Source organism: Variovorax sp. V213 (assembly GCF_041154455.1).
Classification (GTDB): Bacteria; Pseudomonadota; Gammaproteobacteria; order Burkholderiales; family Burkholderiaceae_C; genus Variovorax.
The window spans coordinates 5,148,515-5,164,121 of record NZ_AP028664.1 but is presented as its reverse complement, the minus strand read 5'-3'; the positions used below and the strand labels follow the sequence as shown (position 1 = coordinate 5,164,121).

The 15,607-nt window shown below is 67.4% G+C and carries 15 protein-coding genes and 1 pseudogene; 4 read left to right on the top strand and 12 right to left on the bottom strand.

The window, feature by feature from the left end; all coding sequences use genetic code 11:
* The first annotated feature begins 42 nt into the window (after positions 1-42).
* Positions 43-543 (top strand): hypothetical protein, encoded by a 501-nt coding sequence (locus tag ACAM55_RS24395; protein WP_369653993.1) that lies wholly within the window; start codon positions 43-45, stop codon positions 541-543.
* A 131-nt stretch (positions 544-674) separates the two neighbouring features.
* A complete protein-coding gene (locus ACAM55_RS24390) occupies positions 675-1,922 on the top strand; it encodes a metallophosphoesterase (RefSeq protein ID WP_369653992.1) in 1,248 nt (415 codons plus the stop codon).
* A gap of 9 nt (positions 1,923-1,931) precedes the next feature.
* Here the strand turns inward: ACAM55_RS24390 and ACAM55_RS24385 are convergent, their stop codons facing one another.
* A complete protein-coding gene (locus ACAM55_RS24385; protein ID WP_369653991.1) occupies positions 1,932-2,429 on the bottom strand; it encodes a polyhydroxyalkanoate granule-associated phasin in 498 nt (165 codons plus the stop codon).
* A gap of 187 nt (positions 2,430-2,616) precedes the next feature.
* Here ACAM55_RS24385 and ACAM55_RS24380 point away from each other — a divergent pair, with 187 nt between their 5' ends.
* Positions 2,617-3,192: an acyloxyacyl hydrolase gene (locus ACAM55_RS24380; RefSeq protein WP_369653990.1), complete on the top strand. Its 576-nt coding sequence runs from the start codon at positions 2,617-2,619 to the stop codon at positions 3,190-3,192.
* Here the strand turns inward: ACAM55_RS24380 and ACAM55_RS24375 are convergent.
* The 3 genes from ACAM55_RS24375 to ACAM55_RS24365 all read right to left on the bottom strand — a co-directional run bounded on the left by ACAM55_RS24375 (position 3,189) and on the right by ACAM55_RS24365 (position 6,299).
* On the bottom strand, positions 3,189-4,157 hold the full coding sequence (locus ACAM55_RS24375; RefSeq protein ID WP_369653989.1) for a lysylphosphatidylglycerol synthase domain-containing protein: 969 nt from the start codon (positions 4,155-4,157) through the stop codon (positions 3,189-3,191). The genes ACAM55_RS24380 and ACAM55_RS24375 overlap by 4 nt on opposite strands.
* Positions 4,154-5,431: a cardiolipin synthase ClsB gene (gene clsB, locus ACAM55_RS24370; protein WP_369653988.1), complete on the bottom strand. Its 1,278-nt coding sequence runs from the start codon at positions 5,429-5,431 to the stop codon at positions 4,154-4,156. Before clsB ends, ACAM55_RS24375 begins: the two co-directional genes overlap by 4 nt.
* An 85-nt stretch (positions 5,432-5,516) precedes the next feature.
* On the bottom strand, positions 5,517-6,299 hold the full coding sequence (locus ACAM55_RS24365; RefSeq protein ID WP_369653987.1) for an endonuclease/exonuclease/phosphatase family protein: 783 nt from the start codon (positions 6,297-6,299) through the stop codon (positions 5,517-5,519).
* A 218-nt stretch (positions 6,300-6,517) separates the two neighbouring features.
* On the opposite strand from ACAM55_RS24365, the gene ACAM55_RS24360 reads away from it, so the two are divergent.
* Entirely contained in the window at positions 6,518-6,946 is a 429-nt protein-coding gene (locus tag ACAM55_RS24360) for a serine/threonine protein kinase (protein WP_369653986.1), read from the top strand.
* 79 nt (positions 6,947-7,025) lie between these two features.
* Here the strand turns inward: ACAM55_RS24360 and ACAM55_RS24355 are convergent, their stop codons facing one another.
* The 8 genes and pseudogenes from ACAM55_RS24355 to ACAM55_RS24320 all read right to left on the bottom strand — a co-directional run bounded on the left by ACAM55_RS24355 (position 7,026) and on the right by ACAM55_RS24320 (position 15,520).
* Positions 7,026-7,604: a Spy/CpxP family protein refolding chaperone gene (locus tag ACAM55_RS24355; RefSeq protein WP_369653985.1), complete on the bottom strand. Its 579-nt coding sequence runs from the start codon at positions 7,602-7,604 to the stop codon at positions 7,026-7,028.
* A 150-nt stretch (positions 7,605-7,754) separates the two neighbouring features.
* Positions 7,755-8,853: pseudogene (locus tag ACAM55_RS24350) on the bottom strand (flavodoxin family protein).
* 94 nt (positions 8,854-8,947) lie between these two features.
* Positions 8,948-9,847, bottom strand: coding sequence for a pirin family protein (locus ACAM55_RS24345; RefSeq protein ID WP_369653984.1), 900 nt, complete (start codon positions 9,845-9,847; stop codon positions 8,948-8,950).
* Positions 9,848-9,914: 67 nt separating this feature from the next.
* Complete coding sequence (locus tag ACAM55_RS24340) at positions 9,915-10,667, bottom strand: GNAT family N-acetyltransferase (RefSeq protein ID WP_369653983.1); 753 nt, start codon at positions 10,665-10,667, stop codon at positions 9,915-9,917.
* Positions 10,664-11,911: a biosynthetic peptidoglycan transglycosylase gene (locus ACAM55_RS24335; RefSeq protein WP_369653982.1), complete on the bottom strand. Its 1,248-nt coding sequence runs from the start codon at positions 11,909-11,911 to the stop codon at positions 10,664-10,666. The genes ACAM55_RS24340 and ACAM55_RS24335 overlap by 4 nt, the downstream gene beginning before the upstream one ends.
* Positions 11,912-11,939: 28 nt before the next feature.
* Complete coding sequence (locus ACAM55_RS24330) at positions 11,940-12,509, bottom strand: hypothetical protein (RefSeq protein ID WP_369653981.1); 570 nt, start codon at positions 12,507-12,509, stop codon at positions 11,940-11,942.
* Positions 12,490-13,419: an exosortase Q gene (gene xrtQ / locus ACAM55_RS24325; RefSeq protein ID WP_369653980.1), complete on the bottom strand. Its 930-nt coding sequence runs from the start codon at positions 13,417-13,419 to the stop codon at positions 12,490-12,492. Before xrtQ ends, ACAM55_RS24330 begins: the two co-directional genes overlap by 20 nt.
* 25 nt (positions 13,420-13,444) lie before the next feature.
* Positions 13,445-15,520 carry a VIT domain-containing protein gene (locus ACAM55_RS24320; RefSeq protein WP_369653979.1) on the bottom strand — a complete coding sequence of 692 codons (2,076 nt, stop codon included), beginning with the start codon at positions 15,518-15,520 and terminating at the stop codon, positions 13,445-13,447.
* Between the last annotated feature and the right edge of the window lie 87 nt (positions 15,521-15,607).

Genomic DNA, 15,607 nt, shown 5'->3' with positions numbered 1-15,607 from the left:
GTCTCGCCACGCAATTACGGAAGAAAGGAAAGGATTCAGATCATGACCACCCCCCGGATTTCATCGCACCGGCGGCCCGTAGCGACGGCCGCCACAGCGCTGTGCGGCGCCGCTCTTCTCTTTTTGGCGGCGCTGTCTTCGGCGCAGGCCACGGTCAACCCGCCGATCCGCATGACGCATGGCATCGAATACATGAGCGGCGGCATCGGCAGCGACGAGGCCCAACTGATGGAGACGGTGGCGCCACGCTGGCCGGCCACGTTCGAGTTTGCGATCAAGGACCACAAGGGCGCCGATTTCGCATCCGACGTTCGCGTGACGGTGCGCGACGCCCGGGGCACCGTGCTGCTCGACAACGTGGTATCGGAAGGCCCGTTCATGGTGGCCCGCCTCGATCCGGGCACCTATGAAGTGGAGGCTCGCTTGCGTGGCAATACGCTCAAGCAAACGCTGCGGGTGGCACCAGGAACGCCCGCCCGAATGGCGTTCCTGTGGCCAGCGGGCACCGACATGGCTTCGGTCGGCACGCGCACGGTGCAGTAATACATAAGCCCGAATTCGGGCGACGGGCACGGAGCTTCCGGTTTTCGGGTTCGCGTTGCTTGCAACGCCCGCTATCCCCATGTCGTGTGCTATAGAAAAAATAGCGCGAGACGGGTCGGACGCCTTCTTGAATGCACGGCATGCGCCTTGCAGATGTCCTGTCCCGGGCAACGCCCGTTCCCATTGCCCCCATGCCGATACGTCCCCTGAGCGTTCTCACCGCGCTCCTGCATGCCTATATGGCGCTGCGCCTGCTGCCTGCGTTGGCCATGCTCACGCCGGCGTGGCCGCTCGCCCTGGCCGCGCTCGTCGTCTCGGCCGCCACGATCCCGATGCCCTTCGTCTCGCGCCGCATTGCGCCGAATGCCACGCTGGGCAACGCGCTCAAATGGATCGGCCTGATCAGCATGGGCTGGTTCTCGTCGATGTTCGTGTTGACGATGGCGCGCGATGCCGGCCTGCTGCTCGCTTGGCTGGCAAGCGCGCTGGGTGGCCTGCAGGTGCGCTGGGACGCGTTGCTGCCATGGACCGCCCTGGCGGTGCCGGCAATGGCCACGGCCACTTCGCTGATCGGATTCGTCAATGCCCGCCGCACCGCCAGCGTGAAACGCGTCGACATTCCGATCCGCGGCCTGCCGGCGGCGCTCGACGGCTTCACGATTGCGCAGCTCAGCGACATCCACGTCGGTCCGACAATCAAGAGCGCCTACATCCAGCGCATCGTCGATGCGGTGAACCGGCTCGGCGCCGACGCCATTGCGATCACGGGCGACCTGGTGGACGGCACGGTGGCCGAGCTGCGCGAGCACATCGCGCCCTTGGCGGGCCTGCGTGCGCGGCACGGTACTTTCGTCGTCACGGGCAACCATGAGTATTACGCCGGCGCCCACGCATGGATCGACGAGCTGCGGCGGCTCGGCCTCAAGGTGTTGCTCAACGAGCACGTGGTGCTGCAGACGCGCAACGTGCGCGGCGCGCAGAACGACGAAGAACTGTTCGAAAGCCAGCTGGTGCTGGCCGGCGTGACCGACTACACCGCGGGACATTTCGACGCTGCGCACGAAAGCGACCCCCACCTGGCGCTGTTCGACGCGCCGCCGCTGGTGCACACGCGGGTGCTGCTGGCGCACCAGCCGCGCAGTGCGCCGTTGGCCGCCAAGGCCGGCTACCAGCTGCAGTTGTCGGGCCACACGCATGGGGGCCAGTTCTTTCCGTGGAACCTGTTCGTGCCGATGCAGCAGCCCTTCACCGCGGGACTGCACCGGCTGCACGACATGTGGATCTACGTGAGCCGCGGCACCGGCTATTGGGGGCCGCCCAAGCGCTTTGGCGCGCCTTCCGAGATCACACTGCTGACACTGGTGCCGGCGCGCAGCTGACGCGCCCGCTCAGTCGCGCAGCTCGGCCAGGCGCCGGGCGTTCGAAGTGGCGGCGGCATGGATCGGCTTCAGGCCCTGGCGCGCGATGCGGACCGCGGCGCCGGACAGCTGGTTGGCCGTGCCCGCCGCGCGCGCGGCAGCCCTGACGAAAGCATCGCTGCGCACGGCCGCCTGCGCCGGCGTGATGCTGCCCGTCATCGAAAGAAAGGCGCCCGCGCTCTGGAGCCATTGCTGCAGCGCGCGGTTGGCCAGCGCGACGTGGCTGCTGTGCCACTGCTTGGCCATGGCCACCCCCGATTCGCCCGCCGCGGCGAGCTTTTCATCGCCCATGAGCTGGAACTCGGCGAGATCGGCCGCGCTCGGCGTGAGCCCGGCCTTGGCGATGCGCTCGGTACGCATCTGGATCACGGAGCCCGAAGACAGCAGCATCTCGTGGGTCTTGAGGGCCACATCGACCCACAGCATCAGGGGGCTGGCCAGACGAACGGCGGAGGTGAGGGACGACATGGAGGCGATTCATGGAATGGACGAACACCACTATAGGCGCCAGCCGGAGGTTTTGCTGCACTGCAACAAAGTTGTTCCCGATTTGTCGAACAAGTCCTACTTTTCGACGCGGAATTAGGGTTGCACGAGCGCAGCGAGCGGCACGGAAAGTTAATTATTTGTTCCTGACGCAGCTCAAAACCACATCATGAAAAAACAAGGCTTCGCTTTCCTTGGGTTCGCGGGGCTCGCAGGCCTCTTGTGCTTGCTGGGAACCGAGGCCCGCGCTTTCGAAGACAGTGCACGCGGCCTCTACTTCGAGGGCGGACGCGCACCGCACGGCGACCAGGGCGCCACGAATGCAGCCACCGTCGGGGTCACGCTGCCCTGGTCGCTGCGCCAGCCGGTCCATGAAAGCGCATTGACCTCCTACTGGGACCTGTTCATCAGCCAATGGCGCGGGCCGGCGCTGGACGACGGCGCGCACAGCTACACGCAGATCGGTGCGATCCACACCTGGCGCTACCGCTTCGACCGCGGCAGTTCGCCCTGGTTTGCCGAAGGAGGCGTGGGCGGCACGTTGATGGACCACCTCTACAAGACCCCCGACCGCACCTTCACCACGGCGTTCCAGTTCACCGAGGTGCTGGGCGTGGGACGCAGCTTCGGCGAGAACGGCAAGCACGAACTGACGCTGCGCCTGCAGCATTTTTCGAATGCGGGCATCAAGAAGCCCAACCCGGGCGAAAACTTTGTCCGGGTGCGCTATACCTACCGCTTCTAGTGGCCGGCGGCCCGCGCGCGCCAGCGCTTGGCGCGCAGTTCCGCCACAAAGTAGGCCAGCGTGGCCACACCCAGCGGCAAGAGGTAGTAAAGGCCCCGATAGACCAGCAGCACGCCCAGCAGCCTGCCTTGGGGCACCTGGTCCGAGAGCAGCGCAATGAACACGGCTTCCAGCACGCCGAGCCCCGCCGGCACGTGGGTGATGACGCCCGCCACCGCAGCCACGAGCAGCACCGCGAGCACCGCGTGATAAGCCACCTGGCCCTGCAGCAGCACCCAGATCACGCCGCCTATCAGCGACCAGTTCAGGCAGGAGATGGCCAGCTGGAGCAGCGCCATGCGAAACGACGGAACCTTGAACGAATGGCGGTGAATCCGGAAGACGTGCCCGCTGGCGAACGCGCACAGCGCCAGGTAGGCCGAGGCCACCAGCAGCAGCACGGCGCCGAGGATGCGCAGGCCTGCGTTGTCGATCTTCCAGTCGCCCGGCAGCACGAGCGGCCAGAAGCAGAACACCGCGCCAGCCACCACCAGGTAACCAAGCCAGTTGGTCAGCATGCTGAAACCCAGCACGCGGGTGATGGTGCCGTTGGAGAGCTCCAGCCGCGAATAGAGCCGGTAGCGAAACGCCACGCCGCCCACCAGCGAACCCAGGTTGAGGTTGAAGGCATAGCTGATGAAGGTCACCCCCATCACGGTGACGGTACCCAGCGGGTGGCGCGTGAGATGCCGGCCCAGGAGGTCATAGGTGCTGTAGATCGCAAAGCTGCCCGCGGCCAGCGCGCCGGCCAGCAGCAGCGTGGCCGCAGGAAGCGCGCGCATGGCGTCGAACACCTCTTGCCAGTCGATGGCACGCGCCTGGTTCACGAGCAGCCAGCCAATCAGGCCAAAGAACGCCCATGCCGCGAGACGGCGCACCCAGGGCCACCAGGGCCGGTGTGCAAGCCGTGCAGTGTGGGTGTTCATGCCGCTTCCGTCGGGGTCACGGCGTCGTCGCCGCTTTTCTTGCTCTTTTCGCGTTGTTCGCGCCTTTCGGCCAGGTCGACGGCCTCGGCGGGCGTCAGGCGCGGCACCTGGCGCGGCAGCCAGCCGAGCCATGAGGGATACCAGCGCAAGAAGTGAAAGATGAAGAAGCTGCGCACCAGCCGCCAGCCGCTCCATCCGTTCTCGAGGTCGGCGGGGCCGATCTGCTTGCAGCTCTTGCACATGAGCGTCTCCATGCGCTCCCACAGCAGTTGGTTGAAACCCTTGTCGCGCGCGAACACGTTGGCTTCGAGGTTGAGCGACAGGCTGAGCGGATCGAGATTGCTCGATCCGACCGTGGTCCAGCGGTCGTCCATCAGGGCAATCTTCGCGTGCAGCGGGCGGTCGCAGTATTCATAGATGCGAACGCCCGAGTGCATCAGGTGGTGGTAGAGCATGCTCGCGGCCGTCTTGACGATCGGCATGTCGGGCTCGCCCTGCAGGATGAGCCGCACGTCCACGCCGCGCCGCGCCGCGCGGCGCAGTTCCTTGATGAGCCGGTAGCCCGGAAAGAAATACGCATTGGCAATCACGATGCGCTGGCGTGCGGCGCGAATCGCGATCAGGTACTGGCGCTCGATGTCGCCGGTGTGGCGCCGGTTGTCGCGCGTGACGAACATCGCGTCCGCCTCGCCGACCGCTTCCCGGTCGACCGGCGGGGCTTGCTTGAGGCGGCGCCGGAACCAGCCCGGCCCCTTGTCGCCGAGTGCGATGGCACGCAGCACGAACTGATGGATCTGCGCCACGATCGGCCCACGGAGTTCCACCGCGTAGTCCTGCTTGGCCTTGGGCCCGTAGTCGAGCAGATGGTCGGCCGAATAGTTGATGCCCCCGACGAACGCAAGCTCGCCGTCCACCACCACGATCTTGCGATGCATGCGCCGGAACACGTTGAGGCGCTGGCCGAGGACGCGCTTGCCGTGATCGAACACCCGCATCCTCACACCCACCGAACTCAGCCCTTCGACGAATTCGCGCGAAAGATCCGGCGAGCCGAAGCCGTCGACCAGCACATCGATCTTGACGCCGCGCTGGGCCGCGGAGCGCATGGCGGCGTGCAGTGCCAGGCCCACCTTGTCCTCGAACAGGATGAAGGTCTCGATGAGGACTTCGCGCTTTGCCTGGCGGATGGCGTCGAACACGCGCGCGAAGTATTCCTCGCCGTTTTCGAGCAGCGCGATGCAGTTGCCGCCGATCCAGCGGTCGCCGTTAGCCATGGTGGCCACCCTCAGTGCCCGCCAGGGCGGGCGATGCAAGTCGCGGCGCGAAACGAACTGCGCGGAACATGGGCGTGGTCCATCTTCAAAGGTCGATGTTCGCCACCAGCGGCGCATGGTCCGACAGGTGCGACCAGGGCTTGCGCGGCAGCACCACGGGTTCGTGCACGCCCGCATTCCGAACGTAGATGCGGTCCAGCGACAGCAGCGGAAAGCGAGACGGAAAGGTCTTGGCGGCCGAGCCGTTCGCGTGCAGGAACACCTCGCGCAGCGCGGCGCCTTCTTCGAGCACCCGGTGCGCGCGGCCGCGCCAGTCATTGAAGTCGCCCGCAACGATCAGCGGCGCATCGGCCGGCACCTCGTCGCGCACGATGTGGCAGAGCAGCTCCAGCTGCTGTTGCCGATGGGTCTCGGCCAGGCCCAGATGGGCACAGATCGCATGCACGTCGACCGTGCGGCCCGGCAGGCGCAGCACGCAGTGAAGCAAGCCGCGCTTTTCGGGGCCGGCCACCGATACGTCGTGGTTACGGTAATGCACGATCGGAAACTTCGACAACACCGCGTTGCCGTGGTGCCCTCTCGGATACACCGCGTTGCGCCCGTAGGCGAACTGCGGCCACATGGTGTCGGCCAGGAATTCATAGTGCGGCGCCTCGGGCCAGTTGTCGACCTTGCGCGAGTGCCGCGAATGGGTGCCGAGCACCTCCTGCAGAAAGACCACATCCGCCCCCACGGTACGCACTGCGTCCCGAAGCTCCGGAAGAATGAACTTGCGGTTGAGCGCAGTGAACCCCTTGTGGGTGTTCACCGTCATGACCTTGAGCGAGGTCGGCGCCGCTGTGGCGAGTGGAATCGGGGAAGAGGACATCGGTCATGCGGTTGTACGTTGCCGCGCCGCCAGCGCCTGTAGGAACTCGCCACCTTCTTCTTCCGCCTTTCGCGACAGGGCGGCCGGCTCCTACAGGCAGGCCTGCCGCACCCCGACATGGCCCCCATCCCGGGCCTCCTACGGTGGTTTCAGGCCGAAGGGAACGGCCCGTCCGTCATTCGTTCATCGATCGCTCGATACAAGCAAAGGAAACCACCATGAAGCAAGGAATCTTTCACGCCACGCTGCTGGCCGGCCTGATGGCCACGGCTGGTGCCGCCATGGCGCAGGCCACCTCGATACCCGCCCAGCCCGACCCGTCCGTGGGCGGCCAGGCCAGCACGCAGACGCCCTCCGGCGTGCCCAACCCGCCGCAGCGTCCCGACAGCAGCATGCCGGCTTCGCGCGAAGCCGTGAAGGCCGAAGCACGCGCCCACAACCGCAACAACGCCAACAACCCGGTGCCGAAGGGCGAGGCCAGCACCACCGTGAACGCCCAGCCCAACGCCATGCCGCAACCCACGGGCGAGATGTCGCGCGCCGAAGTGAGCCAGCAGGCCCGCAAGACCAAGCCCCGGTTCGGCCATCCAGGCGAACGGCCGGACGTGCCGACGAACCCGACGGAAAAGACCGGTACGCCTCAATAGACCGACGGACGAAAAAGGCCCGCGATGCACGATGCATCGCGGGCTTTTTATCGTTTGCGCCCTTCAGCGCGCCAATCGCTCAGCTCTTGGCGGGCGCTGCTGAATGGTGGCCGTCGGGACCACCGTGGCCGTGGTGGCCGCGATGCCCATGCATGCCGGCATGCACCGTTTCCGCGTCGAAGGTCTTCTTCTGCTCGGTCGTCAATGCCGCGTAGAAGGTCTTGGTGGCCTCGGCGCGCTTGGCGAACATCGCGCTGCGTTCAGCCTGGCGGGCCTGCATGCGCTCCAGGCGCTCGGGCGTGGTCAGCTTGGCGAATTCCGCGCGGTCCATGCGCGGGGGGCGGGCGCCGGCCGGCGGCTGGCTGGCCGATGCGAAAGTGGCCCATGCGCTTTCCTGCGCGGCGGTCAGCTTGAGCTTTTCCTTCAGTGCGGCCAGGCGCTTGGCGCGATGCTCCTGCATGCGCTGCATGCGCTCGGCCGGGTCCATGCGCTTGTGCTGCGCCTTGTTTGCGGCAGCACCATCGGCTTGGGCGACGGCCGCAGGCGGGGTCGAAGAGGTGCTGGGTGCGGCCGGCGCCTGTGCAAAAGCGCCCGAGGAGGCGAGAGCGGCCGACCCGAGAAGGCTGGCCCAGACGATGCGTTGGCGAAGAGAGATCATGAAAAGTGCTTCCTTTCGAAGAAGCCCGCCGCCAAGGGGCAGCAGGTGAAGCGAAGTGTGGAAGACCTCTGTATCGCCCAGGTGAGCCGACAGTGAGCGTGCGTAAAGAATCATGAACAGCCCGGGCCCCGTGCCGCCCGCGTGGCCTACCTATTTCGGCCTTGGCGGCTTCAGCCCGCGATCGGGCGCCTGCAGCTTGCCCGCGCGCAGCTCGCCGACTGCCAGTGCCACCGCACGTGCGGCGTTGCGCACCTCTTCCTGCACGTCTTCATCGGCGTCGAGGCTGTCGTGGCTGCTCGCATAGGGCTCGTAGTAGCCGATGTAGCGGTCGAGCCGGGCCTGCGCGCCCGCATCGATCAGGCCCATCCAATCGAGCCAATCCGACAAATTGCGGCGCAAGCTCTCGACGCCGGCCACGTCGCCGTGCACCACCACGCCGTAGACCCGGCCGCTCAGGTGCTTGGGATAGCCCCAGCCCTCGAGCTCGAGGGCCTTGGCTTCGTCGGGCTTCTTGCCGTGGGTGCTGGTGGGGTCGGGGTTGCCGCCATCGGCGCACCAGCCTGTCGGCCATGAGCTTGAGCGGGCTCGCGGACTGGTACCAGTGGGTGGGGGTGAACAGCATCACGCCGTGCGCGGCAACCCAGCGCTCGTAGATCTCGTTCATCCAGTCGCCGGTCTGGCGCAACGCATGGTTGGGATAGCAGCTGCAGGGCCAGTGGCACAGCGGCATGGCGGTGGAGACGCAGCCCTTGCAGGGATGGATATGCCGGCCGTATTCGGAGGTGAGCAGGCTCAGGTCGAGCACGTCGACGTCGATGCCGCAGCCGTCGAGCACCTCTTGCGCGAGCTGCACCAGCCGCCAGGTCTTGGAGATCTCGCCGGGGCAGGTGCCGTCGTTGCGCGGCGACCCGTTGACCAGCAGCACGCGCGACCGCGTCTGCGGGTTCCCCCAGGCGGCCTGCGCCGCGTCGATGCGGGCCCTGGCCTCGAGCCAGTCAACTGAAAGTTCGTACTCGGGATCGGCGTAGCCGGGGCCGGCCTTGCGCGTGACCGGCGCCTTGCGCCCTTCCTGGTAAGCCTCCCAGGCAACGAGTTCGATGCGCTGCAACGACTCTTTCTCGGCCTCGAAGGCCGGGTCCTGGAAGGACTGCATGAAGCGCTCGTGGAACCGTTCGCGCTGCAGGGTATCGGGCGCCTGTCCTTTGCGGACCCGGGGCGCTTTGGAGGTGCTGGAGGTGCGAAAAGGCATGGCGACAATCTATGCGCCGCGGTCCCGCCCGTGACCTGTGCACGACGCCGATTTTCGGTAGGCCTGCGACTACACGCATGCAGGGCCGCGCCGGTCAGCCGCCGAACTTGCCGTTCTGGAAGTCGTGCACCGCCTGCTTGACCTCTTCCTGGGTGTTCATCACGAAGGGGCCGTACTGCGCAATCGGTTCGCGCAGCGGCTTGCCGGCAATCAGCAGCGCGCGTGCCGGGCTGTGGTTGGTGGCGCCCGCGCGCAGCACGACGCCGTCGCTGCCGGGCTCGTTCGCAAGAATGGCCATGCGGCGCGTCGGCACCTCGCTGCCCGAGATCCACACCGATTCGCGGAACACGTACACCAGCGCGTTGTGATCGTCCGGCAGGGGCTGCGCAAACTCGGCGCCCGGCGGCAGGGTGATGTCGAGATACAGCGGCTCCGTGTCCTCGCGCCGCACCGCGCCTTCGATGCCGTGGCTGGCTCCGGCGATCACGCGCACCTGCACGCCCGCGGTGGTGGTGTATTCCGGAAGTTCCTCGCTCTGGATGTCGCGATACCAGGGCTCGCGCATCTTGTCCTTCGCGGGCAGGTTGAGCCAGAGCTGAAAGCCTTCCATGAGGCCGTCTTCCTGTTCCGGCAGTTCACTGTGGATGAGCCCGCGGCCAGCCGTCATCCACTGCACGCCGCCGTTTTGCAGCAAGCCCTCGTGGCCCGCGCTGTCGCGGTGGCGCATGCGGCCCGCGATCATGTAGGTCACTGTTTCAAAGCCGCGGTGCGGATGGTTGGGAAAGCCGCCGATGTAGTCGCCCGGGTTGTCGCTGCCGAAGGCATCGAGCATCAGATAGGGGTCGAGCCTTTTCTGCAGCGGCTGCTGAAGCACGCGGGTGAGTTTGACGCCGTCGCCATCGCTGGTGGACACACCGGCCACGATGTGGTCGATGCCGCGCGGCGTGGCGACGGGATCGGTGGGGTGGTTGGCATGATGATTTGCGTTCGTCATGCAGCCATGGTGGCACTAACGCCCCGACCGCGCCACCGGTGGGGGTGTGCCTTTCAGGTGGGTGCCGTCACCGCGGCCACTGCTGCCGCTGCCAGTAGCGGTACTGCCACTGCGTGGAAAAACCGGCGCGCCGGTAGAGCGCATGGGCCGCATCGTTGTGTGCGTCGACCTGCAGGAAGACGCGTTCGAAGCCGCGCTCGAGCGCGGCCTGCGCCAGGCCCGCAAGCACGCGCCCCGCCAGGCCCCGCCCGCGCTGCGACTGCTCGGTTCGCATGCCGTGCACGCTGGCCCATCCGTGGCCGAAGGCCATGGCGCCCGCGGCCACGGTGCGCCGGCCTTCGCGCACGCTGGCATAGAGCGACCCCTTGGCACGCGACAGCGCCCGCACGCGATGCGCGCCATCCACCGGATCGAAGCCCTCGCCGAGAAACAGCGTCGCCCAGGCCTCGTCGGGCGCCAGGTCGACCTCGGCCAGCGCAGCGTCGGCCGCCGCCACCTCGCGCATGCGCCGCGCGGAACCGACCTGTACGCAGGTCGGCGAATCGCCGACGTAGTGCCGCTGCTCCAGCTCGGCGTGCAGTGCAGCAAAGGAAGGAACGTCGGCCAGTCGGAAGGCCGGTACGAACTGTCGGCTGTCGTAGCGGTCTTCGATGCGGTCGATCGTGCGGTCGCTGACCTCGCCGCGGTGCAGCGGAACCGCCGAGCGGGCGCGCTTGACGGTGCCGTCGTCGAAGGGCAGCAGCCAGCCGTCGAGTTCTTCGACGGCAAGGGGAGACACGGCGGCGACCGTGGCGCGCTCGATGGCCTCGACATCGTTCATGGCACCGCCTCCGGCGCCGTGAACCGGGCCGCCGCCACGCTCTTGAGCAGTGCCTCGCGCTGGTTGCGGCTGATGCCGCGCACGCCTTCGGCCACCCACTTGGTGCGGTCAGGGTCGATGCGGCCGTCGCGCCGCCATTGCTCGAGCACCGCCTGTGGCTTGTGCAGCATGGCCGCGAGCCAGACAGCCTGCGCGGGTTCCAGGTTGCGCGCCGGCCGCTTGAAATAGCGCCGTGCGGCGGCTTCGGCACCGCACAGGTTGCCGCCCCAGGGCGCGTTGTCGAGGTAAAGCTGCAGGATGCGCGCCTTGCCCAGTGTTTGTTCCATTTCGACCGCGTAGAGCAGTTCGCGCAGCTTGCGCTCGGCGGTACGGTCGCTGCCGGTCACCAGCATCTTGGCGAGCTGCTGGGTCAGCGTGCTGGCGCCGCGCTTCTGCTGGCCGTCCTTTTGGTTGTTGTCGATCGACGCGACGATTTCAGTCAGGTCGTAGCCGGCGTGGGTGAAGAAGCGCTGGTCCTCGGCCGCGATGACGGCCCGTGCCAGCCAGCTGTCGTTGGCCAGCTTCGAAGGCGCGCCACAGCTGGTGCGCGCGCCGAGCATGGCTTCGGTGCCCAGCCCTTCAACGGTGAACTGGCTGACGGTGGGAATCACGACGAACGTGGCTTCGGGCAGCGCCACCTGGCCGCGCAACGCCAGCGTGCCGCCGATGCGGGCACGTTGCAGCTCGGGCAGGTGGGGCGCAAGCACCGCATACCAGCGGGCGATGGGCGCATCCTTGATGTCGGCGCTGAGGTGCAGGCCCTTGGGCACGAGGCGCCCTTCCCATTGACCCTGGATCACGGCGGCGGCATCGGCAGTGCGAGGCGTGGCCGCGATGGTGCCGGCCAGCGTGTTGCCGTCGCGCCTGACGGTGGCGATCAGGCCTTCGACCTGGATCGGCTGCGTGCCGAGCGCCGGGACTTCCACGCTGCAGGGCGCGCAGCGCATCTCGAGCTGGCCGTCCGCGTCCTTCCAGGCGAAACGGACCGTGCCGAAGCGCGTGTCCAGAGAGTGGCCGTGAAGCCGTGGTGCAAGCCACGAAGAAGTGGCCAGGCGCACCGCCGCGGGCACGCCGACCTGGAAGCTCAGCGGGCCGGCCTTGACGGTGGTGCTCCACTCGCCCGCTGCGGGTGCAAGCGCGAACTTGGCTATCAGAAAGATGGCCAGGCAGACTGTCACCACCAGGGCCGACAGCGCATAAATCACAAATCTCAGGATCTTGTTCACACAACTCTCACAAGGGTCTCGCCACCGTGACGGCTTGCCACGGACCGCGCGACTGCCCGCTGGCCGCCGCCCAGTACCAAGCTGAAGTGTCGGTGAAAGCGGCGCCTTCGGCATCGACGATGCGCTCGCAGACGCGGAACTTTTGCACACCGTGCCGTTGCGCAACAAAGCAGCGCCACAGACGCTCCTGCGCGTCGCGTTCCAGGCGCGCCTGCTCGATGCGAAAACCCAGCGCGCGATAGCAGTCGGCCGCCGGATGCAGCATGCGCGTGGGTGCGTTCACCGCGCGCATCACGATCGTCTGTGTGCCGTCCGTCATGCGGCCGATGGCACCCGGAAAACGGTCGGCAAAGCGCTGCTCGACCTCGCTCAGCGCCATCGGGCGCAGCGGTGCACCATCCCATTCGCGCGGCCATTCGTGCGTGGCCGCGGCCGCCACGGGGTCCGGCGGGGCGCGCAGGGCCGCGGCGGTCGACCACAGCAGGCACAACAGCATCGCGAGCGCGAACGCCGCCTTGTGGCCGATGCGATTGATGAAGTGGTTAGCGAAAAAGTTTTCAAAGAACCGTGTCGACATGGCGGCCTCCTTGCGCAGTGATCAGGCCCGGAATGGGCTGGTCGGCAAACCCGGGCACCGTGCGCGCCGGCACCATCAGGCGCGCGATGCCGCCGCACACCACGGCCAGCACCAGCAGGCCGAGCAGGTTGTGCGCCCAGGGCGCCAGCGGATGGCCCGCACCTTCGAGTGCAATCAGCACACTGTTGCGCAGGATGTTGCCTGCCAGCACCAGCAGCCCGACCACCGGCAACCGGCGCACAAAGCCGCGATCGTCCTGGCGTGCCCAGAGCGCCACCGCGCAGGCGGTGAAGTAACCGAGCCACACCATCTGCACGCCCGAGCACGGCGCATCGACGATGACCAGCCGGCCATCGACCAGCAGGCTGCTGCCCTCGCGCGCCACGCTGAAGCCCGGCGCCAGCAGCCAGCGGCTCGCCTCGGCCGTGACCACGCGCAGCGGATAGCCCGCATAGAACTGCAGCGACGACAACAGCGGCAAGGCCAGCACCGCAAGCCCCGCGACCGGCAGCGCGGCCACGCGCCGCGGCAGGAAGGCGAGCAGGCCGCACGCCAGCGCCAGCACCGCCACCAGGCCCGCCGCGAGCGGGGGCAGGGCGGGCAGCGCGCCAAGCCCCGTGCGCAGCAGCGTGGCCAGCAAGGTGCCGGCCCCCGCGAGAGCCAGCCAGCCCAGCCGCGGCGCGGCGCGCAGTTCGCGCCGCCATTGCCACACCAGCGCAGCCAACGCAGCCAGCGCCAAGAGGCCCAGCGGGTCGTCGGAGCCGTCGCGCATGCGCCGGACCATCCAGGCCCAGGTCGGCGCCAGTGCAGAGAACTGCAGCGCGAGCCAGCCGGCGGCCGGTGCGCGGTCGATGTGAATGCCCCAATCCACGATGCGCGGATGGCGGTGGGCAAGTGCGGCCAGTGACATTTGTTTTCCCTTTTTTCTTTCGCGTTCAGGCCGTGAAGCGGCGCGGGTCGTTGCGCCGCGCGCGGCGGCGCAGCATGGCGAGCATCGACAGCACCACGGCAATCGCGCCCAGCGTTTCCGGCTCCGGCGTGCTGGGCACCTCGGCGCCGAGTGCGAGTTCGCTCACGCCCTGCGGCAGGGGCAGCGGCTGGTTCACGTCCACGCTGTTCTGCGGCGCCAGGTTGCGCACCACCTTGTCCACCGCGATGAAGCTGGTGTACTGCGTCAGCAGGCTGTACTTCAGGCCGAGCTCGGTGATGCGTTCCTTGAAGGCGCCGCCGCCCTCGAGCGTCTCCTGGTCGCTCAGGCTCTGGATGCGGTGGCGTGCCCACAGCGTGCGCAGCGCGGCGGTGTCCTGGCGCATCTGCGGGTCGATACGCAACTCCTGGCGGTACGGGCCGTTGGCACCGCGGCCTTCGACGATCACGCGGCCCCGGGCCTTGCCTTCGGCATCCGCGCGCCACTTGCCGAACACGATCGCGGGGCGTTCGCCGAGCACGTCGGGCAAGGCTTGCGGCTCCACGTCGTACACGTCCAGCCCACCGAAAGTGACCTTCACGTTCGTGAGCACGGGCGACTCCACCATGCGGCGGAAGCGTGCGGCCTGCTCGGGTGCCTGGATCGGGTCGGTGATGATGAAGGGCTCGCCCATGCCGGCACGCGCAATGCCTTCCATCAGGCTGCGGTTCACCGACGAGCCGATGCCGAAGGCAAACACGTTGGCCTTCGACAGGTTCTTGCGCACCAGCTCGAAGGCCTCGCGCTCCACGCTCACGTAGCCGTCCGTCACCAGCACCACGGTGCGCGACACGTTCTCTTCCTTCGGCTCCGCATAGACGCGCTTGAGCGCGGGAATCAGCTCGGTGCTGCCGCTGCCGCCGTAGTTCTGGATGGTGGCCAGCGCCTGCTCGATGTTGGCGCGGGTGGCTGGCACCGATTGGGGGGAGAGCATCTTGTTGCTGCCCGAGAACAGCAGCACGTTGAAGGTGTCGCTCGGGCGCAGCCCGCCGATCAGGCGTTCGAGCACGGTCTTGGCGGTGTCGAGCGGAAAGCCGTGCATCGATCCCGAGATGTCGACCACGAAGATGTAGTCGCGCGGTGAAATGGCGCTGGCGGCCACGGCCTTGGGCGGCTCGACCATCGCGAGGAAGAAGTTCTCGGTGCTTCCATCGGTGTTCTGGCCTTTGTAGAGCATCAGGCCCGATTCGATCTTTTCGCCCGCAAGGCGGTAGTCGAGCACGAAGTCGCGGTTGTCCGCGGGGCGGCCGTCGGCCGCGAGCATCACGTCGGCATGCCGGTCTTCATCGCTCTTCTTCACGTCGATGGCGTGCGTACCCGAGCGCACCTCCTTCAGGCCCATGGGCGTGTCGATGCTGGCCTTCAGCCTGAAGCTGGTGCCGGGCGCCACGCCGGCGCGCAGCGTGGGCTGGGCCACCCACTTGGCCTGGGCGTTCTCCGACTGCGGGCTGTTGTAGCGCGGGCCCACCACCGTGGGAAACACGAACGCGTAGTTGCCCGACTGCGGCACCAGGAGTTCGGTGTAGCGCAGCTCCACCTTCACGTCGTCGCCCGGCAGGATGTTGGCGACGTTCATCTGGAACACGTTGGGCAGGTGCTGCTCGAGCAGCGCGGCGGTCTTGCCTTCCTTCTTCGCGGTGTCGTATTCGATCTGCGCCTGCTGCTTCTCGCGGATCTGCGCGGTGATCAGGCGGTCGGCCAGGCGCACGTTGAGTCCACTGACCGCAGCCTTGGTCGAACCCGGAAAAACATACTTCGCCTCGATCGCGCGCTGTCCTTCATTGCGGTAGGTCTGCGTGACGGTCACGTCGGCAATGACGCCCGAGATCTTCACCGCCACCTCGGTTCCCTTGAGCGGCAGGCGGTCGACCGAGGGGTCGTCGCTTTTCACGAAGAAGTAGGGGCTCTCGGTCTTCAGCCGCGGGCCGGATGCTTCCTGTGCATGCACGGGGTTGAGGCTGAGCGCGACGAAGCCCGCGGCGGCCAGGCTCACGGTGGCGAGCCAGAGCCAGCGGCCGGGACGGGAGGTGGTGTGGGCATCCATGGCTGTTTGGTGTCGGTGTCCGTGCGAACTTGCACAGCCGCAACTGTCGGCACCGCGCGAGAAGGAAATTGGAAGGCTGCTTGAAGT

Excerpts from the sequence above, each read along its gene's own strand:
- ACAM55_RS24340 (WP_369653983.1), bottom strand. The coding sequence starts at position 10,667 with ATGAACGATGTCGAGGCCATCGAGCGCGCCACGGTCGCCGCCGTGTCT.
- ACAM55_RS24330 (WP_369653981.1), bottom strand. The coding sequence starts at position 12,509 with ATGTCGACACGGTTCTTTGAAAACTTTTTCGCTAACCACTTCATCAAT.
- ACAM55_RS24365 (WP_369653987.1), bottom strand. The coding sequence starts at position 6,299 with ATGTCCTCTTCCCCGATTCCACTCGCCACAGCGGCGCCGACCTCGCTC.
- clsB (WP_369653988.1), bottom strand. The coding sequence starts at position 5,431 with ATGGCTAACGGCGACCGCTGGATCGGCGGCAACTGCATCGCGCTGCTC.
- ACAM55_RS24385 (WP_369653991.1), bottom strand. The coding sequence starts at position 2,429 with ATGTCGTCCCTCACCTCCGCCGTTCGTCTGGCCAGCCCCCTGATGCTG.
- ACAM55_RS24395 (WP_369653993.1), top strand. The coding sequence starts at position 43 with ATGACCACCCCCCGGATTTCATCGCACCGGCGGCCCGTAGCGACGGCC.
- ACAM55_RS24375 (WP_369653989.1), bottom strand. The coding sequence starts at position 4,157 with ATGAACACCCACACTGCACGGCTTGCACACCGGCCCTGGTGGCCCTGG.
- ACAM55_RS24380 (WP_369653990.1), top strand. The coding sequence starts at position 2,617 with ATGAAAAAACAAGGCTTCGCTTTCCTTGGGTTCGCGGGGCTCGCAGGC.
- ACAM55_RS24390 (WP_369653992.1), top strand. The coding sequence starts at position 675 with ATGCACGGCATGCGCCTTGCAGATGTCCTGTCCCGGGCAACGCCCGTT.
- ACAM55_RS24345 (WP_369653984.1), bottom strand. The coding sequence starts at position 9,847 with ATGACGAACGCAAATCATCATGCCAACCACCCCACCGATCCCGTCGCC.
- ACAM55_RS24320 (WP_369653979.1), bottom strand. The coding sequence starts at position 15,520 with ATGGATGCCCACACCACCTCCCGTCCCGGCCGCTGGCTCTGGCTCGCC.
- ACAM55_RS24355 (WP_369653985.1), bottom strand. The coding sequence starts at position 7,604 with ATGATCTCTCTTCGCCAACGCATCGTCTGGGCCAGCCTTCTCGGGTCG.
- xrtQ (WP_369653980.1), bottom strand. The coding sequence starts at position 13,419 with ATGTCACTGGCCGCACTTGCCCACCGCCATCCGCGCATCGTGGATTGG.
- ACAM55_RS24360 (WP_369653986.1), top strand. The coding sequence starts at position 6,518 with ATGAAGCAAGGAATCTTTCACGCCACGCTGCTGGCCGGCCTGATGGCC.